21 protein-coding genes and 1 pseudogene are annotated in these 24,322 nt (G+C 35.3%); 20 read left to right on the forward strand and 2 right to left on the reverse strand.

Translation table 11 applies throughout. The features are described 5' to 3' along the window. From BM212_RS12600 to BM212_RS08535, 9 genes and pseudogenes are all read left to right on the forward strand, one after another. A pseudogene (locus tag BM212_RS12600) lies at positions 1 to 217 on the forward strand (ISNCY family transposase); the annotation flags it as partial. A gap of 268 nt (positions 218 to 485) precedes the next feature. Continuing rightward, positions 486 to 2,897 carry a glycoside hydrolase family 31 protein gene (locus BM212_RS08500; RefSeq protein ID WP_218149704.1) on the forward strand — a complete coding sequence of 804 codons (2,412 nt, stop codon included), beginning with the start codon at positions 486 to 488 and terminating at the stop codon, positions 2,895 to 2,897. Between the two features lie 189 nt (positions 2,898 to 3,086). Next, complete coding sequence (locus BM212_RS08505) at positions 3,087 to 3,914, forward strand: Cof-type HAD-IIB family hydrolase (protein WP_091898075.1); 828 nt, start codon at positions 3,087 to 3,089, stop codon at positions 3,912 to 3,914. 95 nt (positions 3,915 to 4,009) lie between these two features. Further along, positions 4,010 to 4,450, forward strand: a complete 441-nt coding sequence (locus BM212_RS08510; protein WP_091898077.1) for an NUDIX domain-containing protein — start codon at positions 4,010 to 4,012, stop codon at positions 4,448 to 4,450. 270 nt (positions 4,451 to 4,720) lie between these two features. Beyond that, positions 4,721 to 6,760, forward strand: a complete 2,040-nt coding sequence (gene metG / locus BM212_RS08515) for a methionine--tRNA ligase (protein WP_091898079.1) — start codon at positions 4,721 to 4,723, stop codon at positions 6,758 to 6,760. Positions 6,761 to 6,883: 123 nt separating this feature from the next. After that, the gene (locus tag BM212_RS08520; RefSeq protein ID WP_091898081.1) at positions 6,884 to 7,651 is read left to right on the forward strand and encodes a TatD family hydrolase; all 768 of its coding nucleotides are present in this window, start codon (positions 6,884 to 6,886) and stop codon (positions 7,649 to 7,651) included. 16 nt (positions 7,652 to 7,667) lie between these two features. Continuing rightward, positions 7,668 to 8,228 (forward strand): ribonuclease M5, encoded by a 561-nt coding sequence (gene rnmV / locus BM212_RS08525; protein ID WP_072693290.1) that lies wholly within the window; start codon positions 7,668 to 7,670, stop codon positions 8,226 to 8,228. Further along, positions 8,225 to 9,127 (forward strand): 16S rRNA (adenine(1518)-N(6)/adenine(1519)-N(6))-dimethyltransferase RsmA, encoded by a 903-nt coding sequence (rsmA, locus tag BM212_RS08530; RefSeq protein WP_072693289.1) that lies wholly within the window; start codon positions 8,225 to 8,227, stop codon positions 9,125 to 9,127. The genes rnmV and rsmA overlap by 4 nt, the downstream gene beginning before the upstream one ends. Positions 9,128 to 9,683: 556 nt before the next feature. Continuing rightward, positions 9,684 to 9,929, forward strand: a complete 246-nt coding sequence (locus BM212_RS08535) for a Veg family protein (RefSeq protein WP_072693288.1) — start codon at positions 9,684 to 9,686, stop codon at positions 9,927 to 9,929. Between the two features lie 138 nt (positions 9,930 to 10,067). On the opposite strand, the gene BM212_RS08540 is transcribed toward BM212_RS08535, so the two are convergent. Continuing rightward, the gene (locus BM212_RS08540) at positions 10,068 to 10,463 is read right to left on the reverse strand and encodes a VOC family protein (protein ID WP_091898083.1); all 396 of its coding nucleotides are present in this window, start codon (positions 10,461 to 10,463) and stop codon (positions 10,068 to 10,070) included. 195 nt (positions 10,464 to 10,658) lie between these two features. Here BM212_RS08540 and BM212_RS08545 point away from each other — a divergent pair, with 195 nt between their 5' ends. From BM212_RS08545 to BM212_RS08585, 9 genes are all read left to right on the forward strand, one after another. Next, positions 10,659 to 11,399, forward strand: a complete 741-nt coding sequence (locus tag BM212_RS08545) for a sulfite exporter TauE/SafE family protein (protein WP_091898085.1) — start codon at positions 10,659 to 10,661, stop codon at positions 11,397 to 11,399. Between the two features lie 297 nt (positions 11,400 to 11,696). Beyond that, a complete protein-coding gene (ispE, locus tag BM212_RS08555; protein WP_072693285.1) occupies positions 11,697 to 12,548 on the forward strand; it encodes a 4-(cytidine 5'-diphospho)-2-C-methyl-D-erythritol kinase in 852 nt (283 codons plus the stop codon). A 719-nt stretch (positions 12,549 to 13,267) separates the two neighbouring features. Continuing rightward, complete coding sequence (locus BM212_RS08560; RefSeq protein ID WP_072693284.1) at positions 13,268 to 14,851, forward strand: metal ABC transporter solute-binding protein, Zn/Mn family; 1,584 nt, start codon at positions 13,268 to 13,270, stop codon at positions 14,849 to 14,851. 153 nt (positions 14,852 to 15,004) lie between these two features. Then, positions 15,005 to 15,721, forward strand: a complete 717-nt coding sequence (locus BM212_RS08565) for a metal ABC transporter ATP-binding protein (protein WP_072693283.1) — start codon at positions 15,005 to 15,007, stop codon at positions 15,719 to 15,721. Further along, positions 15,658 to 16,473, forward strand: coding sequence for a metal ABC transporter permease (locus BM212_RS08570; RefSeq protein WP_072693282.1), 816 nt, complete (start codon positions 15,658 to 15,660; stop codon positions 16,471 to 16,473). The genes BM212_RS08565 and BM212_RS08570 overlap by 64 nt, the downstream gene beginning before the upstream one ends. A 207-nt stretch (positions 16,474 to 16,680) precedes the next feature. After that, positions 16,681 to 16,950, forward strand: a complete 270-nt coding sequence (gene rpsN / locus BM212_RS08575) for a 30S ribosomal protein S14 (RefSeq protein ID WP_072693281.1) — start codon at positions 16,681 to 16,683, stop codon at positions 16,948 to 16,950. Between the two features lie 119 nt (positions 16,951 to 17,069). Next, positions 17,070 to 17,195 carry a putative metal homeostasis protein gene (locus tag BM212_RS12605; RefSeq protein WP_177206404.1) on the forward strand — a complete coding sequence of 42 codons (126 nt, stop codon included), beginning with the start codon at positions 17,070 to 17,072 and terminating at the stop codon, positions 17,193 to 17,195. A gap of 11 nt (positions 17,196 to 17,206) precedes the next feature. Continuing rightward, positions 17,207 to 17,356, forward strand: coding sequence for a 50S ribosomal protein L33 (gene rpmG, locus BM212_RS08580; protein ID WP_072693280.1), 150 nt, complete (start codon positions 17,207 to 17,209; stop codon positions 17,354 to 17,356). A gap of 187 nt (positions 17,357 to 17,543) precedes the next feature. Next, positions 17,544 to 18,623, forward strand: coding sequence for a GGDEF domain-containing protein (locus BM212_RS08585; protein WP_091898089.1), 1,080 nt, complete (start codon positions 17,544 to 17,546; stop codon positions 18,621 to 18,623). A 116-nt stretch (positions 18,624 to 18,739) separates the two neighbouring features. Here the strand turns inward: BM212_RS08585 and BM212_RS08590 are convergent, their stop codons facing one another. Continuing rightward, complete coding sequence (locus BM212_RS08590) at positions 18,740 to 19,102, reverse strand: DUF2512 family protein (protein ID WP_072693278.1); 363 nt, start codon at positions 19,100 to 19,102, stop codon at positions 18,740 to 18,742. Between the two features lie 207 nt (positions 19,103 to 19,309). Here BM212_RS08590 and BM212_RS08595 point away from each other — a divergent pair, with 207 nt between their 5' ends. After that, positions 19,310 to 22,741, forward strand: a complete 3,432-nt coding sequence (locus BM212_RS08595; RefSeq protein WP_091898091.1) for a pyruvate carboxylase — start codon at positions 19,310 to 19,312, stop codon at positions 22,739 to 22,741. 252 nt (positions 22,742 to 22,993) lie between these two features. Next, a complete protein-coding gene (gene purR, locus BM212_RS08600) occupies positions 22,994 to 23,818 on the forward strand; it encodes a pur operon repressor (protein ID WP_072693276.1) in 825 nt (274 codons plus the stop codon). Positions 23,819 to 24,322 lie beyond the last annotated feature (504 nt).

Below are 24,322 nucleotides of genomic sequence, written 5' to 3' on the forward strand. Positions count from 1 at the left end.
TATCTATGTAAATATAGCTGAAAAAATATACACAACAAGGAGACTGAAAGAACATGACTACTACTCACAAGAGTTTGATCCGATTCCAGAGCAAAAAAAAGAAAGACGCCAGTATATTCCCCCACAATCTCACCCGTGGAAACTAGAATCTTTCAAAAGATATCTTCGCAGTGTCGGAAAAACACTCGAAGAGTACGAAGCTGAACAAACAGCTTAGGACTAATTTTAACAAATTCGGTCACATTAATGCAAGCTTTTGCGAAGTAAAAGCTTGCATTAATGTGAGCCTTGGTTTTAGGACATTTTAACTTTCGCTTGACACTTTCGATAAGAAAAAGTCTTTTAAAATAATTAAAAGTAGTTAAATCAAGACTTACTTCATAAAAAAATAGATTCATACTTTAATACGGGCAAAGCAGTTCTTTACAAGTTCTAGGTATGCTAAAATAAATAATGATAGATATTTGCAGAAAGGAAGACGGTTAGTGGTAACGAAAAGACAAGAAACATTTAGGCTAGAAGTAAAACCAAAAGCACCAGAAGAGTCTCAAGTGATATGGAAACAGTACCGTTTTACAGTATTGACACCTGCAATGATCAGAGTGGAATATGATCCAAATGCAACGTTTGAAGATTCTGCAACACAGACGATTTTAAATCGAGATTTTGAGACTCCTGAATATAAGTTGAAAGAGACAGATGAATTTATTGAAATCATTACTACGCATGTTCATCTGAACTTCCATAAAGAATTAGGAGGATTCACGAAAAATAATTTAAATATTGAAGCGCTAGGGAATTATAGTTTATATCATAACACTTGGTATTTTGGGGATAAGCCCGATACACTTAAAGGTACGGCTCGCACACTGGATTTTTCAGATGGAGCAATTGATTTAGAAGAAGGGTTGATGAGTAAGAACGGCTTTTCAATCATTGATGATAGCCATTCAATGAAGCTGCTGAATAATGGATGGGTAGATAAACGAGAATCCAATATCGTTGATATTTATTTCCTGGGATATGGTAGAGACTATTTAGGTACATTAAGAGATTATCATCACCTTACAGGTAAGACACCTAAATTACCTAGATACGCTTTAGGGAACTGGTGGAGCAGATATTATCCGTATTCAGAAAATGGCTATAAAAAGCTGATCAGAAAATTTGGAGAGAAGCAAATACCATTTTCAGTAGCAGTATTAGATATGGATTGGCACGTGACGGAAGTTCCGTCAGAATACGGATCTGGATGGACAGGATATACATGGAATAATGAATTATTTCCTGATCCAGAAGAATTTTTGGGATGGTTGCATGATCAAGGTCTTAAAACGACACTGAACCTACATCCGGCTAACGGCGTACAGCCTTTTGAAGAAATGTATGAACCAATGGCAAAAGAATTAGATGTTGATACAGAAAACGGAGAGCCGATTAACTTTGATATTGCTGATCCTGAATTCTTGAATGCTTACTTTGAATATTTACATCATCCCCATGAGGAAATTGGAGTAGATTTCTGGTGGATTGACTGGCAGCAAGGCAGTGTTACCAAAGTAGAAGGACTGGACCCATTGTGGATGCTGAACCATTATCATTATCTGGATTTAGGTAGAGGTGAAAACAGATCACTAATTTTTTCTAGGTATGCGGGGTTAGGGTCACACCGCTATCCAATCGGATTTTCTGGGGATACTGCTTCGACTTGGGATGCTTTGAATTTTCAACCTTATTTCACATCAACTGCCTCAAATGTAGGGTATAATTGGTGGAGTCATGATATCGGTGGTCATATTGGTGGAGTGAAAGACAGTGAATTATTCATACGTTGGGTACAATTCGGAGTCTTTTCTCCGATTAATCGACTGCATAGTCAAGACGGAGAATTCAGTGGTAAAGAACCTTGGCGTTATGGGCTGAAAGCCGAAAGAATCGTGACTCAGTTCATGCAGTTGCGGCACAAGCTGATTCCTTATTTATATACAATGAATGTACTAACGCATACCGACAACTTTCCGTTGATTCGTCCTATGTATTATCACCATCCTAGAGAAGATGAAGCATATGAAGTACCAAATCAGTATTTCTTTGGGACGCAGTTGTTAGTTGCACCAATTACAACGCCGCTTAGAGGAGATTTACGTCTTGCACAAGTCAAAACATGGCTTCCAGAAGGTATGTGGATTGATTTCTTTAATGGGCGAATGTATGAAGGTGGCAGGGTACTAGATGTCTACCGCCCGATTTCGACAATGCCGGTTTTTGCGAAAGCAGGTGGAATCGTCCCTATGGATCAATCTTTTGGAAATAGCGTAGACAACCCTGAAAAAATGGATGTACGTATTTTTGCTGGAGCTGATGGCAGCTTTACAATGTATGAGGACGATGGTCTGGGAAAAAATGATGAACATGCTACGACTAAGTTTTCATTGAAATGGCACGAAGAAGATACAGACTGGTCTTACTTCCAGATTCAAGAACCGGTAGGAGACTGGGAATGCCTGCCGGAAAAAAGACGGTACACTTTGACATTTGTTGGATTTTCATATGATGATGTACCAGAAGTCTATGTAAAAGATAAATTAGTAGATGTCAAATTAACTAAAAGAGGCAAATTTACAACTGTAGAAATCCCTGAACAAGAAATTGATTCCTGGTACTTTGTACGATTTAGAGGTGTATCAGCTAAGAAAAATGATATGTATGGAGAAATCTTTAGATTCTTAGATCGTGCACAGCTATCGACTAGCTTGAAAGAAAAAATTTATGCAACCGTTCGTAAGAGTCGTAATAGTGCAAGAGTCATTAGTGGTTTGCTTGCTTTAGATATTGATCCCGATTTACTTGAAGCACTGAGCGAGCTGATCTGGGCAAATCCTGATGATGTAGATTAAGAGGATAGTCACAAAATGATAAGGAGCTAGAGTGAAATCTAGTTCCTTTTGTTTCTTATGAGAATTAAGGATAAGAGAATAGAATGATTTTTTAGGAATGTTTTATAAATTTATCTGCATATTATGAGACGTTTGGCGATCCAAGATGATACAGTAGTAAAAATCCTTTTATAGAAAGTGAGTTTATCTATGAAAAAAGTTGTGTTTTTTGATATTGATGGAACACTAGTCTCAAGACAGAATTATATTCCAGAATCTGCTAAAAGAGCTATCAAAGAACTTAAAAAACAAGATATTTTACCTGTTATTTCTACAGGGCGTGCTACTGTACTGCTGGAAGAAGTTAGAAATGAATTAGAGATAGACAGCTATATTGCAATGAATGGACAATATATTGTACTTGAAGGCGAACCGATTTATACTAATCCTATTTCAGAGGATCTGTTGGTTAGATTGATGGAACAGGCTGCAGAAGATAGAAAAGGGATTGTTTTATGTGGGACAGAAGATATTTTCAGTAATTCAATAATCTCTCTAGTGCAAAGAAGTTCAATGTTGAAAGTTCTCAAAAGTATAGGGAAAATTGTTCCAAATAAAATCCAAATGTCTTTATTCAGTCGGTTGATTCGTAAGCCACCTAAACCCGAAGATTATAAAGGAAAAGATATTTGTCAAGTAATCCTTGAAGTTAGAGAGCGAGAAGAAAGTGTTTATAGAGAGAACTTTAAAGAGCTGCATTTTGCGCGATCGAATGATTATACAGTAGATGTAATCAGTTCAGGAGTTTCTAAAGCTACAGGTATAGAGATAATGGTTAAAGAGCTTGGTGTTGAGTTGAAAAACACTTATGCTTTTGGAGATAGTCTAAATGATTTAGAAATGATTCAATATGTTGGAACAGGTGTCTCAATGGGAAATGGTTGGGATGAACTGAAAAAAGTAGCCGACATGATTACAGAAGATGTTTCAGAAGATGGGATCGAAAAGGGTTTGAAGAAGTTGAACTTGATTCCTTGAAAGAAATGATTTAGTAACTGTCCTTGGTAATAAGGACAGTTATTTTTGACTAAATAATTAAAATATAGTTTTCAAAAAAGCAGGAGAGTATGTCAATGGATTTAACGGTGCGAACACAAGAAGGAAAATTGAATTTAAGAGTAGCTGCTTGGATAACAGATGAAAATAAAATATTAGTCAGTACATTTCCTAATGGCAATATGTCATTGCCTGGAGGAAGAATAAAATTTGGTGAGACTACACTAGAAGCGGTTAAAAGAGAAATACTAGAAGAAACGGGAGAAAAATTATTAAATCCAGAATTATATGCTGTCATTGAGAACTTCTATGAAGAAGATGATAAAATCCATGAATTACTCTTCATTTTTAAAGGAGAAATTGGAATTAAAGAAAGCTATAGTGGGACAGAAGAAAACAATGAATTAATTACTTGGATAGAAAAGAAGCAGATACATAAACTTAAACCAGAAGTGTTAAGCAAGCTAATCTATGATACGAAGAACATAGAACATTATACAAATGTTGAAAGTACTTAAATGCATTTAGTCATAAATCATCTTGCAAAAAAGTGTTTAGCATTTATCACCAATGGAGTTACGTTCATTAAATTAAGATAGATACTAAAATATCTTTTCAGGATGAAGGTATTTTTCGTACCTTCATTCTGCTGTTTTTGTATGCTATACTATTTAGGTATATCGAACAGGGAATACTTATTTAGGAAGATTCATCATGCTGCTGAAGCAGTACTTCAATAAATAAAAATTTATGAGTTATAGAATCTAATTATCTAGGAGGACACGGAATTGTCTGAACAAAATTCATTTTATATTACTACACCAATCTATTATCCAAGTGGTAAGTTGCATATAGGAAATGCCTATACGACCATTGCTTGTGATGTAGTGGCTCGCTATAAGAGATTACAAGGATTTGATACTTTTTATCTAACAGGAACAGATGAACATGGACAGAAAATCGAAACAAAAGCTCAAGAACTTGGCCAGACACCTCAGGAATATGTAGATGGCATGGCAGAAGGAATACAAGAGCTATGGAAGACACTTGCAATCACCAATGATCAGTTTATTCGTACCACTGATTCTTATCATAAAGAAGTTGTTGCAAAGATCTTTGAGAAATTATTAGCGCAAGGTGATATTTATCTGGGAGACTATGCAGGCTGGTATTCTGTTTCCGATGAAGAATTCTTTACTGAAACGCAATTGGAAGAAGTTTACCGAGACGAAGAAGGCAACGTAACCGGCGGAATCGCACCAAGCGGTCATGAAGTTGAATGGGTAAAAGAAGAGTCTTATTTCTTCAAGATGAGCAAGTATGCAGACCGATTACTTGATTATTATGAAAACCACCCGACATTCATTCTTCCTGAATCAAGAAAAAATGAAATGATCAATAACTTTATTAAACCAGGATTGGAAGATTTAGCTGTCTCTCGTACTACATTTGATTGGGGAATTCAGATCAAATCAAATCCGAAACACGTTATCTACGTATGGATCGATGCACTGACCAATTATATTACTGCATTGGGTTATGACCCTGATCTAGGAGGTTTTGAGAATCAATCTGAACAATTTAAAAAATTCTGGCCGGCAGATGTACAAATGGTTGGAAAAGAAATCGTTCGTTTTCATACGATCTATTGGCCAATCATGCTGATGGCGCTGGATCTCCCGTTGCCGAAACAAATTTTCGCGCATGGCTGGTTATTGATGAAAGATGGGAAAATGTCCAAATCAAAAGGAAATGTTGTTTATCCCGAATTTTTGGTAGAACGTTACGGACTAGATGCATTGAGATATTATTTAATGCGAGAAGTAACATTTGGCAGTGACGGAATTTTTACACCCGAAGAGTTTGTCAATCGAATGAATTATGATTTAGCAAATGATTTAGGGAATTTATTGAACCGTACAGTTGCGATGATCAATAAATATTTCGATGGACAAGTGCCGGCGTATAATGGTGACGTCACGGAGTTTGATGAGATTCTTCGTCAAACAGCTACTCAAAGTATCTCAGAATATAACCAGCATATGAACACAATGCAGTTCAGTTCTGCTTTAGCTTCAGTCTGGACATTGATCTCACGTACAAATAAATATATAGATGAAACAAAACCTTGGGTATTAGCTAAGGAAGAAAAAGGTCAGAAAGAATTAAGCAGTGTTATGGTACATTTAGCTGAGAGTTTAAGAGTTGCAGCGATTCTATTACAACCAGTACTAGTAGAAACACCGGCGAAAATTTTTGAACAATTAGGTATAGATAAAGAAAATTCAGGATGGGATACAGTAGCATTCGGACAGTTTCCAGCGGATACTAAAGTCACGAAAAAGGGCGAACCGATTTTCCCTAGATTAGATAAAGAAGAGGAAATCGCAGCGATTCAAGAAGCAATGTCCGGAAATGCTTCGAGTGTAGAAACGAAACCTGAAGAAGAAAACTGGAACCCAGAAGAAATACAACTATCATCAGTCAAAGAAAAAGAAATCAAATACGATGCCTTTGATAAGGTAGAGTTGAAAGTTGCTGAAATCATTAGTTGTGAAAAAGTTGAAAATGCAGATAAGCTACTGAAGTTTCGTTTAGATGCAAATGACGAAGGTGGACATCGTCAGATCTTATCAGGAATTGCTGAATACTATCCGGATTTTGAGCAACTGATTGGCAAAAAAGTCGTGATTGTTGCGAATCTGAAACCACGGAAAATGCGTGGAGAAATCAGCCAGGGTATGATCTTGTCTGCAGAGGATGAAGACGGAAATCTGACTATTGTCGAAGCACCGGCACATATGCCTAATGGATCCATCGTTGCTTAAATTTTTATGAATCAGACAAAGAGCTAGGATAAACCCTAGCTCTTTCATTTGCTTTTAAAAGTGCATCTAAGTGAGGCATCTGGTAGTATGAAGATAACAAAATATAAAGGAGAAGATCAATAAATGTTTTTTGATACACATACTCATTTAAATGTAGATAAGTTCAAAGGTGAAGAAGCAGAATTGATAGCAGAAGCAAAACTGCATAATGTAAACAAAATGGCGATAGTAGGATTTGATGCCCCTACTATAGAAAAATCATTAGAATTAAGTCGTGATTATGAAGATGTTTATTCTATTATCGGCTGGCATCCAACGGATTCTGATACGTATACAGATGAGGTAGAAGAGATGCTGATCCAAAAGCTGCAATTACCTAAAGTTGTCGCAATGGGAGAAATGGGACTCGATTATTATTGGGAAAATGTTCCTAAAGAGATTCAACATGAAGCATTCAGACGTCAGATCAGAGTAGCCAAACAATTGAATCTTCCGGTTAGTATCCATAACCGTGATGCAACAGAAGATACGTATAAAATCTTGAAAGAAGAAAAGATCGAAAAAATCGGTGGGATCATGCATAGCTTTAATGTGGATACCTATTGGATGGAAAAATTTTTGGATCTTGGTATGCATATTTCATTAAGTGGCGTCGTGACATTTAAAAATGCGCCTGAAGTTAAAGAAATAGCTAAAGCAGTACCTTTTGACAAATTATTGATCGAAACAGATGCGCCATACCTGTCTCCAATGCCTTATCGTGGTAAGAGGAATGAACCGAGCTATGTACGTTTTGTAGCAGAAGAAATTGCCCGCTTAAGAGAAATTTCTATTGATGAAGTTGGAGATCAGACTACTATAAATGCTGAAAAGCTTTTCAGATTAATTTAGATAGGAGCTCTAGATTTTGAAAAAAATCAAAGAAATTATCGTCGTTGAAGGTAGAGACGATACGAAACGAATTAGATTAGCTGTTGATGCGGATACAATCGAAACCAATGGATCAGCGATTAATGAAGAGACATTAGCTAAAATTGAACATGCCCAAAAGAAACGTGGAGTGATCGTTTTTACAGATCCAGATGTATCCGGGGAAATGATTCGTAAAACAATCTCAAGGAGAATACCAGGGGTAAAACATGCTTTTTTAAATCGCGAAGAAGCAAAACCGACTAAAAAGGGTAGTCTAGGGATAGAACATGCTTCTATTGAAACAATACAAAAAGCACTTGAAGGGTTATATAGTGAACGACCAGAATCTGAACCAACGATCAATCGATTATTCTTATTGAACGAAGGATTGATGGGAAGACCTCATTCCAAAGAGCTGCGAATTAAATTAGGAAATGAACTGAGAATTGGTTATACCAATGGAAAACAATTAGAAAAAAGATTGAATATGTTTGGAATCACACAGGGGAAAGTTGAGAAAGCTTTAGAGAAGATCAGAAAGGAGGAAGCAAAATGAGTGAGCATAAAGATATCGCAACACCAGCTAGAACAAAAGCTATATTAGATAAATATCATCTGGCTGCTAAGAAAAGCTTAGGACAAAATTTTATAGTGGATACGAATATATTAGAAAAAATTGTAGCTACTGGATCAATCGATAAAGAAACAACAGTAATCGAAGTCGGGCCGGGAATTGGAGCTTTAACTGAACAAATTGCCAAAAAGGCAAAAGAAGTCATTGCTTTTGAAATTGATGACCGACTGCTTCCTGTTTTAGAAGATACGCTGTCACCTTACAATAATGTAAAGGTCATTCACCAAGACATCTTGAAAGTTGACTTGAAAGTTTTCGAAGAAGAATATCTAAAAGAAGCAGAACGGGTTGTCGTTATTGCTAACTTGCCATATTACGTAACAACTCCGATTATTTTAGAATTCTTAGAATCATCACTTCCAATTGACAGCATGGTATTGATGATGCAAAAAGAAGTAGCAAACCGATTATCAGCAAGTCCTAGCACCAAAGCTTATGGATCGCTATCAATAGCGGTTCAATATTATATGGATGCTGAAGTAGCCTTTATTGTTCCTAAAACAGTTTTCACTCCACAACCAAACGTTGAATCTGCTGTGATACGATTATCTCGTAAAGAAATACCAGAAGTCATGGTTAAAGATGAAGCTGCTTTCTTCCAAGTTGCTAGATCAGCGTTTGTACAAAGACGGAAAACTTTATGGAATAATTTGCAGTCTGCTTATGGAAAAGAACCGGAAATCAAAGAAAAACTAAAAAAATCGCTGGATATTGCTGGAATTGATCCAACAAGACGAGGCGAAACGTTGTCATTGAAAGAGTTTGGTCGTCTTTCAGATGCTTTAGTTGAACAGAAACTTCAAATTGAACTGAAAAAATAAAAACATTTTTATATACTATCCAAAATGAAGACTTTCTTATAAAAAGGAAGTTTTCTTTTTTTGCAAAAAAATATAAATTCATAAAAAAATCAAAAGATAGTTCGGGTTTAGCTAAATAGAAAATAAAAAGATATTTAAACTAGTAAGCTGAATAGTTGTTGGAATAGAAATGTTAAGCTGAATTATCTAATTATTTAAAGTAAGATAAAAATTATTAAAATGAATATTTTAACTTGAATTAAATTGAAGGATATATGAATATTTTTAGCTAGTATAAATTTATGTAAATTCCTTGTTAAGTAAGTGTTTGAATAATGTTGAGGTGGATATAATCTGAAAGCTGAAAGAATAATCGATATGACCATGTTAATATTTTACTGAAAGAATATCGGGAGATACATCCTTAGCAAGAGTGAATATTATAAACATATGAAATTATTAGAATATAACCATTTTTTAGAAAATTATTTGAAACCAATCTTTTATTTCAAATAAACTTTTAATTTTCGGTTTTTTATGTTATACTATATTTATAACTTTGTGAGGTGAATAGATTATGCCAATTACTATAGCAAGTATTAAGCAAAATCTTGACGGTCAGTTAGGGAAACAAATCAAATTGACAGCTCAAGCCGGACGGAAGAAAACGACTGAACGCAAAGGGATACTGACTGATACTTTCCCAGCTGTGTTCATTGTGGAATTGAATAAAGAAGAAAATGCTTTTGAACGTGTTTCATATAGTTATGCCGACGTCTTAACACAAACCGTAGAATTAGAATTTTTAGGAAACGAAATTTAACCACTTAATTTAATCATGTACTTAGCCTATGAAAAAAGCCGATAATAAACGCTTGATTTTACATGTCTAAGTTAAAATATAAAATAAAAGAAACCTGTCCAGCACTATATATATTGCTGGACAGGTTTCTTTTTAAAATTATGGAGCAACTAATTCAACTTTAATTCGGTCTGGATCTTCAAAGTAAACGGCATAATGAGAATCTCCGCCTGCATAAGGATGTGTATTTGTATATAAGATTTTTGTATTACGTTCTTTAAGCTGATCCGTCAGAATGTCGATGTGCTGACGTGATGTTGCATAAAAAGCCAGGTGGTTCAATCCTACTCGACATCTATGGTAAGGAATATCCAAGAACCGATCCTCAGTCTGAACAAAAACGATATAAGTCGCATCTAGTTTCCAGCTTTGACCACTTTCCCATTTTTGAAAGGGCGTATAGCCTAACTCCTCCAGTAACCAACCCCAGAACTCCACTGTACGACTTAAATCTGATACATATAATTCAATATGATGTAACAATCCATTTGACATTCAGTTCACTCCTAAACGAATATTTTAATAAGTTTATCAGAAATGAAATACGTTTATAAACCCAAAAAAGAAGGAAACTATAAACAAATTTTTCCTTTGTAAAACAGTATATGTCTGATAATATAAAAAGTTACGAGACTATTTAGAATCAATGAAAAAAGGGTAAAAGATATTTACCAAAAAGGAGTATTAATAATGAGTATTACGCTTATCTTATTAGTAATAGGCATTGTTTTTCTGGGATCCTTAATGAGGGCAGTATTTGGTTTTGGAGACTCTATTATCAGTATGCCTTTATTAGCGTTGTTACCGATTGATTTATCTACCTCCATTTCACTTATTGGATTAGTGGGATTTACGGTTGCAGTATTAACCATTCTATCAGGTTGGCAAAATGTTGATCGGCCTGTTTTGGGGAGGCTTTCTATTGCTACGTTATTGGGGATACCTTGTGGTTTGTTATTAGTCAGGTTTGCCCCTAATAAAGTCATTACATATGGATTAGGGATCTTTCTAGTTATCTACGGTATTTATTCGTTGGTTAAACCTCGGTTATTTCAGTCGTTGCCAGATTTATCACTAAACAAATCTATCTGGTCGCTTCCTTTTGGATTTGTTGCCGGGATATTCGGAAGTGCTTATAATATGAATGGTGTACCTGTCGTTATTTATGGCACAATGCGTGACTGGAAACCAGAAGTATTCAGAGAGACCCTGCAGGCACATTTTTTAGTTTCTAGTTCACTGATTATTGTAGGCCAGTTTATGGGAGGGTTTTGGTCTAAAGAATTATTTCTTTTATATGTTTTATCTTTACCTGTTATTGGAGTTGCTATATTATTAGGGAACTTTATTCATGGACGGATACCAAGTTATAAATTTGGACGTTATGTTTTTGTTGTTGTGATCGTATTGGGCATGACATTACTAGTTTAAGATTAATAAAATATTTAAAGTGAAGGTGTTATTTGCGTATAAAAGATAACTCAAAACAAGTTCATGGACTACATATAAAAAAAGTAGTCCATTGCAATAAACCACTGATACGTGAAAATATTAAATGGTTTCCATACAAGAATAATATGCTGAATGGTACGGGTAGTACATTCAAATACATAAAATTCGAAACAAATAGATTTAAAATAGTAAGCGTCATCTTTTTAAATTAACCTAGCTTTCGATAAACTGTATAGTAAGTAAACTAAGAGAATATTCAAGAAAAGGAGGATAGCAGTGGATATTGTAGAAAAAGCGCCGGCCAAAATCAATTTGACTTTGAATGTAATAGATAAACGAGCAGATGGATTTCATGAAATGAGAATGGTCATGACGTCCATAGATCTGGCAGACCATCTTACTTTTACAGAGCGTAATGATTCGAAGATTACTTTATCCTCTAATACAGCTTTCATGCCTTTGAACAAGAAGAATATTGTCTATCAGGCAGCCCGGATATTGAAAGAAAAGTTTGATGTTCAATCAGGTGTGAATATTGTAATCGACAAACAGATTCCTATAGCAGCTGGGCTAGGAGGAGGCAGCAGTGATGCCGCTGCTACATTGAGAGGATTGAATCGGTTATGGGAACTGAATTTGAATTTAGAAGAATTAGCCGTTATAGGAGAAGAGTTAGGGTCTGACGTTCCATTCTGTATTTATAATAAAACAGCCTATGCTACTGGCAGAGGCGAAGTGATCAATTTAATAAAAGAAGTCCCTCAGTGCTGGGTTATCTTAGTCAAACCACCTAAAGGGATTTCAAGCTGGACAGTATTTGGAGAATTAGATTTGAAAGAAATTCCTCAATATGATTATCACAAAATGATTGAAGCAATCAATTTGAATGATTACGACGGTATGGTTCAGCATGCTGGGAATGCTTTGGAAGATATATCGATCAGACAGCAGCCTGACATTAAAATGATCAAAGAGAAAATGAAGAAATTTGGAGCAGATATAGCAGTTATGAGTGGAACCGGACCTACAGTGTATGGACTGACACAGCAATATTCAAAAGCACTGAGAATAGTTAATGGCTTAAAAGGATTCTGTAAAGAAGTCTATTTAGTCAGAACGTTAAAATAAACAGATGTACTATCTGCTTATCCGGACATCAGTATTTATAATTTATAATGGAGATATAGAACCTAACGTAGAAGTGATTCATCGTACTTAATTCAAGTAGAGAGTAAGTTTAGATAGACTAATAAACTTGCCATTAACTTTGACGAGCCTTTAAATAGTGGGTAAAGTTAAGGATTTTATCTTGCAGCCAACTAAAAAGGATGTTCTTATGAAAGGGTATAACAAGAAGACTCGTTTCTATTCTTATCTAGCATATTAATAAACGAGAGTATACTTTGAGAGAAATGTATACTCTCGTTTTATTTTTCTAAGAAAAGGTTGACAGCAATCTGATTTACCTGTAAAGTTATCAAATCGTAATGATTACGATTTGATAAATAGAGAAAGGTGGATAGTACGAAATGAATAAAATGCAATATATATAGGATTTTATCAAACTATTATTTTTGTGGCGAGTCAAAATTCAAATACATCTTCAGAAATATGGAGATAGAAATAATCGGAAAATATTAATCAGCACGTTAAGGTGAATTACTAAATTTTTGTTGACTTTCTAAAGGGAAGCATGCTATTGTTTGAATCGTAACGAATACGATTTTGAAGAATTTGTATACGTAATTATTAGTATAAATAGAAGAAAAAAGTTACTTTCGTGACATTTTGAAGTCATAGTATATATCTTGATAAATTACTATCTAGTATTAAAAGGAGAATGAAAAATGAAACATAGATGGTTAGGTTCGGCCTTACTTACTTTAATGATCGGAACAACTCTTGCTGCCTGTTCGACTGAAGAAACTGAAGAAGAAACAATGGAAGCAACAAATGAAGATGCAGAAGTATCGGTTATAGCTTCATTTTATCCTATGTACGAATTTGCCAGTCAAGTCGCTGGAGATCGAGCAAATGTTACATTGATGGTCGGAGGTGGAGATGATCCGCATCATTATGAACCAAGCGCACAAGATGTTGCCGCTGTTAATGAAGCCGATTTATTTGTATATAGTAGTCCGGAAATGGAATTCTGGGCTGAAAGCCTATTTGATACAATTGAAAATGATGATTTGAAAATTGTAAGTGCAGCTGAGGGTGTGAATCAAACGGCTCATTCTGAAGACGACCATGAAGAAGAAACTGAAGTTGGAGTAATTTCTATTGAAGGTCTTGCTGCTCATTACCATACTGGAGACACGGTTGAATTGACAGCTGAAATGGAAGGCAATGACTCTTTAGATCACTGGCATTGGTACACAAGAACAGCTGAAGATGCAAAATGGGAAGCAATTGCTGAAGAACTTAGTCCAAAGTTAGCTTATGAGGCTCCTGAAGAAAGTCTTGAAATAAAAGCAGTGTTATATGGAGATGATCATGAAGTCTTTGCTGAATCAGATCCAGTCACTATAGAGATAGAAAACCATGAAGATGGAGATACTCATGAAGAAGATGATCATGAAAGCGAAGAGACCTCAACCAATCAAGAAGGAGAAGCAAATGAGGTTGTTCAATCAGGAGATGTAGTTATTGCAGGATTAGCAGGTCATTATCACTCAGGAGACGAAGTAACAATTGTTGCCGAAACTGAAGAAGAGGTTAGTGAATGGAAATGGTCAGTTCGAAAAGATGAGAATTCAGAGTGGGAAGTTGTACCTGATCAAATAACTGAACAATTCAGCTCGTCAGCAGATGAAGAAAGTTTTGAAGTGCAAGGGGTAGGGCTAGATGCTGAAGGTGAAGAAGTTGTCAATACTGATCCGGTAGAGATTATTGTAGAAAATCATGAAAACGAAGATACACATAGCTGGTTAGATCCAGTATTGGTTCAAGAACAAGTTGATGCGATTCGTGATGCCTTGATTGAAGTAGATCCAGAAGGTGAAGAAGTCTATACAGAAAATGCAGCGAATTTCAATAAGAGACTACAAGAACTTGATCAAGAATTTCAAGATGCGTTCGCAGATGCAGAAAATCGAACATTTGTCGTTCAACATCAAGCATTTGGATATATTGCTGAACGCTATAATCTGGAGCAGATTGCTGTGGGTGGATTATCAACTGAAGTAGAACCTAGTCCTTCTAGGATTGCAGAAATTGGTGCTTTAGTAGAAGAAAATAATGTACCTGTTATTTACTATCAACAAGGAGCTGACTCTTCTATTGCACAAACAATCGCCGCAGAAACTGGAACTGAAACAGCTGTGCTCCATGATCTGGAAAGTTTGTCTGAAGAATTGCAGTCAGAAAATTTAGGTTATATTGAAGCAATGGAACAAAATATTGAAGCACTAAAATTAAGCATTAACTAAAAACTAGATAAGGAATTTAGAGGACAACTTTTTATGCTTATGTAGATAAAAAGGTCTGTCCTTTTGTTCCGTTTAGAATACAAGTTGCAATCGTTACAATAATCCAGTAGAATACCGAAAGAGAACGTAAGGGTTTAAAGAGAGGGTGCAATAATGCAATATATAAAAGTAAATGACCTTGCTTTTTATTATGAGAATGAACCAGTGCTGGAAAACATTTCTTTTGAAGTGAATTCTGGTGAATTTGTTATGCTTACAGGAGAAAATGGAGCTGCGAAAACGACACTACTTAGAAATATCTTAGGGTTATTAAAACCAACTAAAGGAAATGTAATACTTTCAAAAAAAAATAGACGAGGTAAAAAGCTAGTAATTGGATATGTACCTCAACAAGTATCATCGTTTAATGCCGGATTCCCAAGTACTGTATTAGAACTTGTACAGTCGGGACGTTATCCTAGAGGGAAATGGTTTAAAAAATTAGATAATGAAGATAAAGAACACGTTCGTCGTTCATTAGAATCTGTTGGAATGTGGGATATGAGAAATAAAAAAATCGGAGAATTATCCGGCGGACAGAAACAGCGGATTTCACTTGCACGAGTATTTGCTACCGATCCTGACTTGTTTGTCCTAGATGAACCTACAACCGGAATGGATGTAGAGTCACGAGAAGAATTTTATAAACTACTGAAACATAATAGTGAAGTTCATGGTAAAGGTATATTGATGGTTACACATGATCATGACGAACTGAAACAGTATGTGGACAAACATATTGAATTGATCAGAAAGGAGAATTCACCGTGGAGATGTTTTTCTATGGATTTATGCAAAGAGCCTTCCAAGCATCACTCTTCATCTCACTGATTGCTCCTGTACTTGGGCTATTCCTGATCCTGCGTAGACAATCTTTGATGGCAGATACATTATCACATGTTTCTCTTGCTGGTGTGGCATTAGGGATGCTGATAGGAGTTAATCCGACTGTTACGAATATTATAGTAGTCGTTGGGGTAGCCATTTTACTTGAATATCTAAGATTAATCTATCGCTCTTATTCAGAGATTTCGATTGCTATTCTGATGTCTGGCGGAATGGCTGTAGCGCTGGTACTGATGGGATTAAATGGTGGAGGCGCAACACTAACTGTAGATCAGTTCCTATTTGGATCCATCGTTACAATTAGTCAAGAGCAAGTGTGGATGTTGCTTGTATTGACGATTATCATTGGATTATTATATATAATTTTCCGTAAACCAATGTATATATTAACGTTCGATGAAGACACAGCTTATACTGCCGGACTACCTGTTAAATTGATGTCCATATTATTTAATGTACTGACAGGTATAACGATAGCAGTGATTATGCCAATCGTGGGAGCTTTACTGGTGTCGGCTATTTTAATATTGCCTGCTGCTATTTCAATGCGATTAAGTAAGAGCTTTACTGGGGTCATACTGATTGGAATCATGATTGCCGTATTTGGAATGACCACAGGACTTATATCTTCTTATCAGTACGGTACACCTCCCGGAGCGACAATAACGATTATTTTTATTGGTGTTTTTATAGTGACTTTAATAGTTGAAAAGTTGAAAGTGAAAAAAATAAAATGAGAAATAGTTAAATTATTTATCCAAATAAAGATAAATCAGTACATTTATTAGATGTACTGATTTTTTATAATGTCCTAATAAAGTTATCTGTTTCTGATCATATTAACGTAGTATAAAATGATCTTCAAAAGACTTGACAGAAATAGGAAAAGAGTGTATTATTTAAATCGTAACCATTACGATTTAAAGTGTATAGGAGGATATATATTGGCAAAGAAAAGTAAAATCGAAAAACATAAAAAACAAGTAAGAACAGTGGAAAAGTATGCAGCAATCAGAAAAGAGTTAAAAGAAAAAGGCGATTATGAAGGTTTAGCTCAGTTACCTAAAGATGCTTCCCCTACAAGAATTCAAAACCGGGATAAGTTAGATGGACGACCACATGCCTATATGCGTAAATTTGGTTTGTCTAGAATTAATTTTAGAAAACTAGCACATGAAGGTAAAATCCCTGGTGTCAAAAAAGCAAGCTGGTAAATAGCAATGTGATTTACTATATAAAGTAAAAAAGTTTTATATAGTAAAATTATTCTAATGCACTTAAACCTTGCATTATAGATTAATAACTGATTAAATGAAGAAAGGGAATGGTTGATATGGCCGAAAAAAAAGACCTTGCAACTGCACGTAGAATGATGAAAAGCCCTAATAAAATAACAGCTAGACGGGGACTAAAAGTAATCAAAGAAGTGAAAAGATTAAGAAAAGGTCTGAAAAAATAGGAGGATGATTCATGCGAGTAAATATTACGTTAGAATCTGTTGAAACAGGTGAAAGACTTTACATTTCAACTAAAAACAAGAGAAATAATCCTGAGAGACTTGAATTGAAAAAGTATTCTCAAAAATTACGTCGTAAATCATTGTTTAGAGAAGTTAAATAGTTAGATGAACCTATAAGTAAGCTCTGAAGTCCTAGAATGAAGGATTCAGAGCTTTTTTTGTTATTGTAAGGTAAAAAGGTTACGATATGTTTATAATTATATTTTTAATGGGATTAGATAAAATAGCAATTGATTTAATGAAAAGTAGACTTTTCACATAATATCGGAAATATTTAAGGAGAAATTTATGTTTGAAGATTTATTTGTTAATATTTGTATCGTTACTACACTTGTATTTGTTTACATGAAAATCAGATGGGGAAATCGAGAAAAAAGTAGTTATCCTTGGATTTCTCATTTAATAGATGGATTTTGTGGGGGCATCTTGGGCCTATTCTTGATGCAATTCTCCATTCGTGTTACAAGTGAGACCTTAGCCGATATGCGCTATATACCCATTTTACTTATGTTACTTTTTGTAGGAAAGGTTCCCGCAGTAATAAGTGCTGTATTGATTATAATTAGTCGCTTTCTTTTTGGGGTGAACAAGTCTTCTTATGCGGCTATATTGATGATTACAACTTTGTTAGCAGGTTATTTGATTATAGAAAAAATATTTAAAAATGAAGATAACATTCTTTTAAAAGGAATCTACATGGTTATCTATTCAAATGTTATTGTAACGATCTTTTTAAATTATGTTCTCAGCGATATCAGTATTCTTATTCCGTTAACGGTTATTTATTGGACTGTTTCATCAATAGGAGGATTTACTTCTATATTTTTAGTGAATTATCTTAGAAGATCTGAATATTTATTTAGAAAATATGAAAATGAATCTACAGTTGATTTTCTGACTGGATTACGAAATGTTAGAAATTTTGATAGTATTTGGAAATATTCTAAAGAGCTAGCTGAAAAGAAGAATAAATTCTTATCCTTATTGATGTTAGATATTGATCATTTTAAGCGAATCAATGATACGTATGGTCATGGGAATGGAGATTTTGTTTTGATGGAAGTATCTAGGATAATGGAAGAAGCTATTACAAAAAAAGGTTCGGTTTTTAGAAAAGGTGGAGAAGAATTTGCGATTATTCTACCAACCTATTCAAAATCTCAAGCAATTGAGATAGCAGAAAGAATTAGAAGCAGGGTAGAAAGACATCAGTTTAGAATAGACGGAAATACAAAATTATTAGTCACTATCTCTATTGGGATTACAAGTTTTCCTGAGACAACCGGTTTAATTGAAAATATGGTAGAAGCTGCGGATAATGCACTTTACCGTGCAAAAGAAAACGGAAGAAACCAAATTTCTTTGTAAAAAATAATTTTTGTTTAAATTTTTTGAAAAATAGCAATATTTACTAAAAAAGACTGCATTATTTAGGAAGTCAATGTGACTTTCTAATATATGCAGCCTTTTGATTTAACTGTAGATTATTTCATCGAACGTTCATCTGGAACAATACGTTTTTTTAGTAACCATGAATGAAAGAACCATTCAAAAACAGCAATACCTGCTGAAGCTGCTAGGCTTTCCAAGAAGTAGCTTTCTCCTAAAGAAAGATACAGATAACTCCATAGAATCGCAAGTGCACCACCCATATCAACAACTGTAGCTACTATGTTGCCGATTTTTCTCAATACTAATAAGTCTCCGATAACATAGATCATTACTGAGACAATGGCGCCTCCAATTACAGCATCCATAAGTGGAATATTCCATATTAATGAAAGAATAATCCAAGCAATTAAAATAATTGCAATCAACTTTATTATCACTGCTTTGACATGTTTCATTTTTTTCACTCCTTTTTTAAGATGATTTTATCATATATGTAACTAAATGGTTAAAAAATTGATAGAACTTGTTATTTCCATATAAAAACAAATTAATTCTAGATAGAAATAAAATATAGAGATTTTTAAACTTATTGATTTAAACTCTGGTAAAATGGTAAAGTGATGAAATATTCATAGAAGAAATATAAGTTAGAGGTGAAAGCATTGAAAAAGGTACTTGTAGCAAATAGAGGAGAAATCGCTATTCGAATTTTTCGGGCGCTGACTGAACTTGGAATAAGCACAGTAGGTGTCTATGCTCAAGAAGACGAAAAAAGTGTCCATCGATTTAAGGCAGATGAGGCATATTTAGTCGGAAAAGGGAAAAAGCCAATCGATGCCTATCTAGATATAGAAGGCCTGATTCATATAGCAAAAGATTCTGGAGCAGATGCAATCCATCCAGGATATGGATTTTTATCTGAAAATCTTGATTTTGCTAAGAGATGTGAAGAGGAAAATATCACTTTTATTGGACCAACAACAACTCAATTAGATGTATTTGGAGATAAATTAAAAGCTAAACAAGTTGCTCTTGAAGCAGGTATTCCAACGATACCTGGTACAAAGGATGCCATCCATTCTATTAATGAAGTCCTAGACTTTGCAAATCAGCACGGTTATCCAATTATTATGAAAGCAGCACTTGGTGGTGGTGGAAGAGGAATGCGAGTCGCTTATAATGAAGCGGAAGCTATAGAGGGATTTCAACGCGCACAAAGTGAGGCCATTGCAGCTTTTGGACGAGGAGATATTTATGTAGAGCGATATATTCAAAATCCAAAACATATTGAAGTACAGATTTTAGGAGATACTCATGGAAATCTTGTGCATTTATATGAAAGAGACTGCTCTGTTCAAAGACGTCATCAGAAAGTTGTAGAAGTGGCACCTTGTGTAACTTTGTCTTCGGAAGTTAGAGAGAAGCTATGTCAGACAGCTGTTAAATTGATGAAGCACGTGGAATACGTAAACGCCGGGACGGTAGAGTTTTTACTTGAAAATGATCAATTTTACTTTATAGAAGTAAACCCCAGAGTTCAAGTTGAACATACTATCTCAGAAATGATCACAGGAATAGATATTGTTCAGTCACAAATTCTGATTGCTCAAGGAAAAGATTTGCATAAAGAAGTCGGCATTCCGTTACAAAAAGATATTCATCTGATTGGTGCGGCAATTCAATGTAGAATCACAACTGAAGATCCATTGAATCAGTTTTATCCAGATACTGGAAAGATCAATACTTATCGATCCCCTGGTGGGTTTGGTGTCAGATTAGATGCCGGAAATGGATTTCAGGGAACAGTTGTTACACCGTTTTTTGATTCATTGCTTGTAAAAGCTTCTGTTCACGCAGTAAACTTTCCTGGAGCAATCCAAAAGATGGGCCGAGTGCTGAAAGAATTTCGCATTAGAGGCGTGAAAACAAATATTCCATTTTTGGCGAATGTTGTTAAACATCCTGATTTCATTAGTGGAGCAGCTTCTACTACATTTATTGACGAGACTCCTGAATTATATGAGTTTCCTAAGGGTCAAGACAGAGGGAATAAAACGTTACAATACATTGGAAATGTAACCGTCAATGGATTTCCGGGAATCGGCAAAATCGAAAAACCTCGATTTGAAAATCCGAGAATGCCTGACAAACTGATTTTACCTAAACAAGAACTAGTTAGACCAAAACAGATTTTAGATCAGCAAGGTCCAGAGGCAGTTGCAAAATGGGTGCAAGAAACAGATGCGGTATTACTGACAGATACGACTTTCAGAGATGCGCATCAAAGCCTTCTGGCTACAAGAATGAGAACTAAAGATATGCTTGCAGTTGCAAAACAAATGGAGCAGGGAATACCCGAATTATTCTCAGTAGAGATGTGGGGAGGTGCAACTTTTGATGTTGCTTACCGTTTCTTGAATGAAGATCCTTGGGAACGATTAAGAAAACTGAGAAAGAAAATGCCGAATACATTATTCCAGATGCTTTTTAGAGGATCAAATGGTGTAGGATATGAAAATTACCCAGATAATGTCTTGGAGACATTCATTCAAGTTGCTGCCAAAAACGGAATTGATGTATTCCGTATATTTGATAGTTTAAACTGGATTCCTCAAATGGAAAAAAGTATCCAATATGTTAGAGACAGTAACAAAATTGCAGAAGCAACGATTTGTTATACAGGAGATCTAAACGATCCAGCGCAGACAAAATATACAATGGATTATTATAAACGCATGGCTACTGAACTAGAACAAGTCGGTGCGCATATTATTGCAATAAAAGATATGGCCGGATTGTTGAAACCACATGCAGCTTATCGATTGATCAGTGAATTGAAATCAGCAGTTGATGTACCAATACACCTTCATATGCATGATACAAGCGGAAATGGTGTTTATACGTACGGTGCGGCGATTCGAGCTGGTGTTGATATTGTTGATGTAGCACAAAGTGCTTTGAGCGGGAAAACAAGTCAGCCAAGTATGGGCAGTTTATACTATGCATTGGAAAACACTGATCGCGAACCGGATATTAACATTACAAATGTTGAGTATATTAATCGCTATTTTGAAGATGTTCGCAAGTTCTATTCTGTTTTCGAAGAAAGTATGCCAGCTGCATCAACTGAAGTTTACAAGCATCAGATGCCCGGAGGGCAATATACAAATTTGAAGCAACAGGCTAAAGGGGTCGGTCTAGAAGATAGATGGGATGAGCTGAAAGAAATGTATGCTGTCGTGAACAATATGTTCGGAGACATTGTTAAAGTAACACCTTCTTCAAAAGTAGTTGGAGATATGGCATTGTTTATGCTTCAAAATAATTTGACGGAACAAGACGTATTTGAGAAAGGGGAAAGCCTGAATTTCCCGAAATCTGTTATTAGTTTCTTTAGAGGGGATTTAGGAAGACCCGAAGGTGGCTTTCCAAAACGTCTCCAGAAGATTATTTTGGGAGATGAAAAACCGATTGAAGGACGGCCGGGAGATTATAGAGAACCTTTGGACTTCGATGCACTTACTCATGAGCTGAAAGAACAGCTTGATCGTGAGCCGAGTATCGAAGAAGTCCTTAGCTATGCCATGTATCCGCAAGTATTCAATGACTACATTTATTTCCAGAACACCTATGGAGATATAACGAAATTTGATACACCTTCATTCTTTTATGGTATGCGAACTGGAGAGCAGATCGAGATTCGTATTGAAAAAGGAAAAACACTTATTATCAAGCTTAATCAGATAGGAGACCCGGATTCAGAAGGAAATAGAGTCCTATATTTTGAATTGAACGGCCAAGGACGACAAATAGAGATTAAAGACAAGAGTATCACAAATACAAAAGCAGTCCGTAAGAAAGCTGAACCTTCTAACAGAGGTCACATTGGAGCGACAATGCCAGGATCTGTATTGCAGATTCTTGTTAAACGTGGAGACAAAGTCGAAAAAGGTGACCCAATAGTAATTACAGAATCTATGAAAATGGAGACGACTATTCGTTCAGGAATTTCAGGAAGTGTAGAACACTTATATGTTACTGAAGGAGATCAGATTGAAACAAGTGATCTGTTAATTGAAATAGAAGCTAAATAAGCAACTTTAAAATTTAAAACTCAATATAGTGAATCTTGTAAGGAAATGCCATACTTTTACAATAAAAGTCGAGTAGGTTGAAATAGACTATGCGTATATTTATGGAAAATCCAAATGCAAGATTCACTTTTTTATTAAAAATTCCGAACAATTTAGAAAAAAATATAGAAATTGCTATGTTTTTAATCTAATAAGATGTAGAATGAATAATAAGGAAAAAGAATGTACGTTAACTAAATGAGGTGTCTGTAATTGAAAATAAAAAGAAGTGAAAGACTGATCGACATTACGCATTATTTACTTGAACATCCGCATACATTGGTATCGCTTACGTTTTTCTCTAAACGCTATGAGTCTGCAAAGTCTAGCATAAGTGAAGATCTTACGATTGTAAAAAAGACCTTCAGTGAACGAGGGATCGGAATTATTGAAACGGTACCTGGGGCAGCTGGAGGCGCCAGATATATCCCTAAGATGAAAAAAGAAGACATAGAAGGAATTATTCAAGAGTTATGTGATGAATTGAATCACTCTGAACGACTTCTTCCAGGAGGTTATGTTTATTTATCCGATATGCTGGGCCAACCGGATTGGTTGAGAAAAATCGGACGAGTGATTGCTTCTTTTTATATGGATAAGGAAATCGATGCAGTTATGACTGTCGCAACAAAAGGTGTGCCAATTGCACAAGCAGTAGCAACCTATCTTAATGTACCATTTGTGATTGTTCGTCGCGATTCTAAGGTAACTGAAGGTTCAACCGTAAGCATCAATTATGTATCAGGTTCTTCGTCTCAAAGAGTTGAAAAGATGGAGTTGTCTCGACGTAGTTTGAAACGCGGTTCAAGAGTCTTGATTGTTGACGATTTCTTAAAAGGAGGAGGTACAGTCAACGGTATGAAGAGTCTCATTGAAGAATTTGATGCAGAACTCGTTGGTGCTACTGTAATTGCCGAGAATATTTATCAAGGTGTCCGTTCAATCGATAATTATACAGCTTTGTTAAAGGTAGATAGTGTGGATGTTGAAAGCAGAACAATTCAAGTTGTTCCCGGTAATTTTATTGCCTATTTATAGTGAATAACAGAATATAAAAAAGGAGCTGCTCAGGCAGCTCCTTTTTTGACTAAATACTTAAAGTAAATCATCAGATCTTTTAGACCTTTTTTTATTTACTGTATGACCATGAGTATCTTCAAGTTCAGTAGGTATGCCTTCTTCGGATTGTTCAGATTCTAATTGATTATTTCGCGCTCACAGGTCCATCAATATCCAATCCGAGTCCACCAATTCACGAATCAAGTCCTCCTCTGTTATCTGCTCGAATTTGCACTTCAAGGCAATCAATTCGCACATCAAGTCCACTTACTAGTCTCTTTTATGTATAGTAATTTTAGAAGGTAAAACTTCTAAAAAATACATGAAGGAGGCTATTTTTATGGCCAGAAAGATTCCAGTGAAGTTAGTGATGCAGTATCGAGATCAAGGTTTTTCTCGAAACATGATTGCTAAAACACAGAAAGTAGGACGTAGTTCAGTTAGTGATGTCTTCCAACGAGCAGATCGATTTAATCTCTCCTA

The organism is Marinilactibacillus piezotolerans, from assembly GCF_900114235.1.
In the GTDB taxonomy this organism is placed as follows: Bacteria; Bacillota; Bacilli; order Lactobacillales; family Carnobacteriaceae_A; genus Marinilactibacillus; species Marinilactibacillus piezotolerans.

Excerpts from the sequence above, each read along its gene's own strand:
- BM212_RS08505 (WP_091898075.1), top strand. The coding sequence starts at position 3,087 with ATGAAAAAAGTTGTGTTTTTTGATATTGATGGAACACTAGTCTCAAGA.
- BM212_RS08510 (WP_091898077.1), top strand. The coding sequence starts at position 4,010 with ATGGATTTAACGGTGCGAACACAAGAAGGAAAATTGAATTTAAGAGTA.
- BM212_RS08520 (WP_091898081.1), top strand. The coding sequence starts at position 6,884 with ATGTTTTTTGATACACATACTCATTTAAATGTAGATAAGTTCAAAGGT.
- rsmA (WP_072693289.1), top strand. The coding sequence starts at position 8,225 with ATGAGTGAGCATAAAGATATCGCAACACCAGCTAGAACAAAAGCTATA.
- BM212_RS08535 (WP_072693288.1), top strand. The coding sequence starts at position 9,684 with ATGCCAATTACTATAGCAAGTATTAAGCAAAATCTTGACGGTCAGTTA.
- BM212_RS08540 (WP_091898083.1), bottom strand. The coding sequence starts at position 10,463 with ATGTCAAATGGATTGTTACATCATATTGAATTATATGTATCAGATTTA.
- BM212_RS08545 (WP_091898085.1), top strand. The coding sequence starts at position 10,659 with ATGAGTATTACGCTTATCTTATTAGTAATAGGCATTGTTTTTCTGGGA.
- BM212_RS08560 (WP_072693284.1), top strand. The coding sequence starts at position 13,268 with ATGAAACATAGATGGTTAGGTTCGGCCTTACTTACTTTAATGATCGGA.
- BM212_RS08565 (WP_072693283.1), top strand. The coding sequence starts at position 15,005 with ATGCAATATATAAAAGTAAATGACCTTGCTTTTTATTATGAGAATGAA.
- BM212_RS12605 (WP_177206404.1), top strand. The coding sequence starts at position 17,070 with ATGGCCGAAAAAAAAGACCTTGCAACTGCACGTAGAATGATGAAAAGC.
- rpmG (WP_072693280.1), top strand. The coding sequence starts at position 17,207 with ATGCGAGTAAATATTACGTTAGAATCTGTTGAAACAGGTGAAAGACTT.
- BM212_RS08585 (WP_091898089.1), top strand. The coding sequence starts at position 17,544 with ATGTTTGAAGATTTATTTGTTAATATTTGTATCGTTACTACACTTGTA.
- BM212_RS08590 (WP_072693278.1), bottom strand. The coding sequence starts at position 19,102 with ATGAAACATGTCAAAGCAGTGATAATAAAGTTGATTGCAATTATTTTA.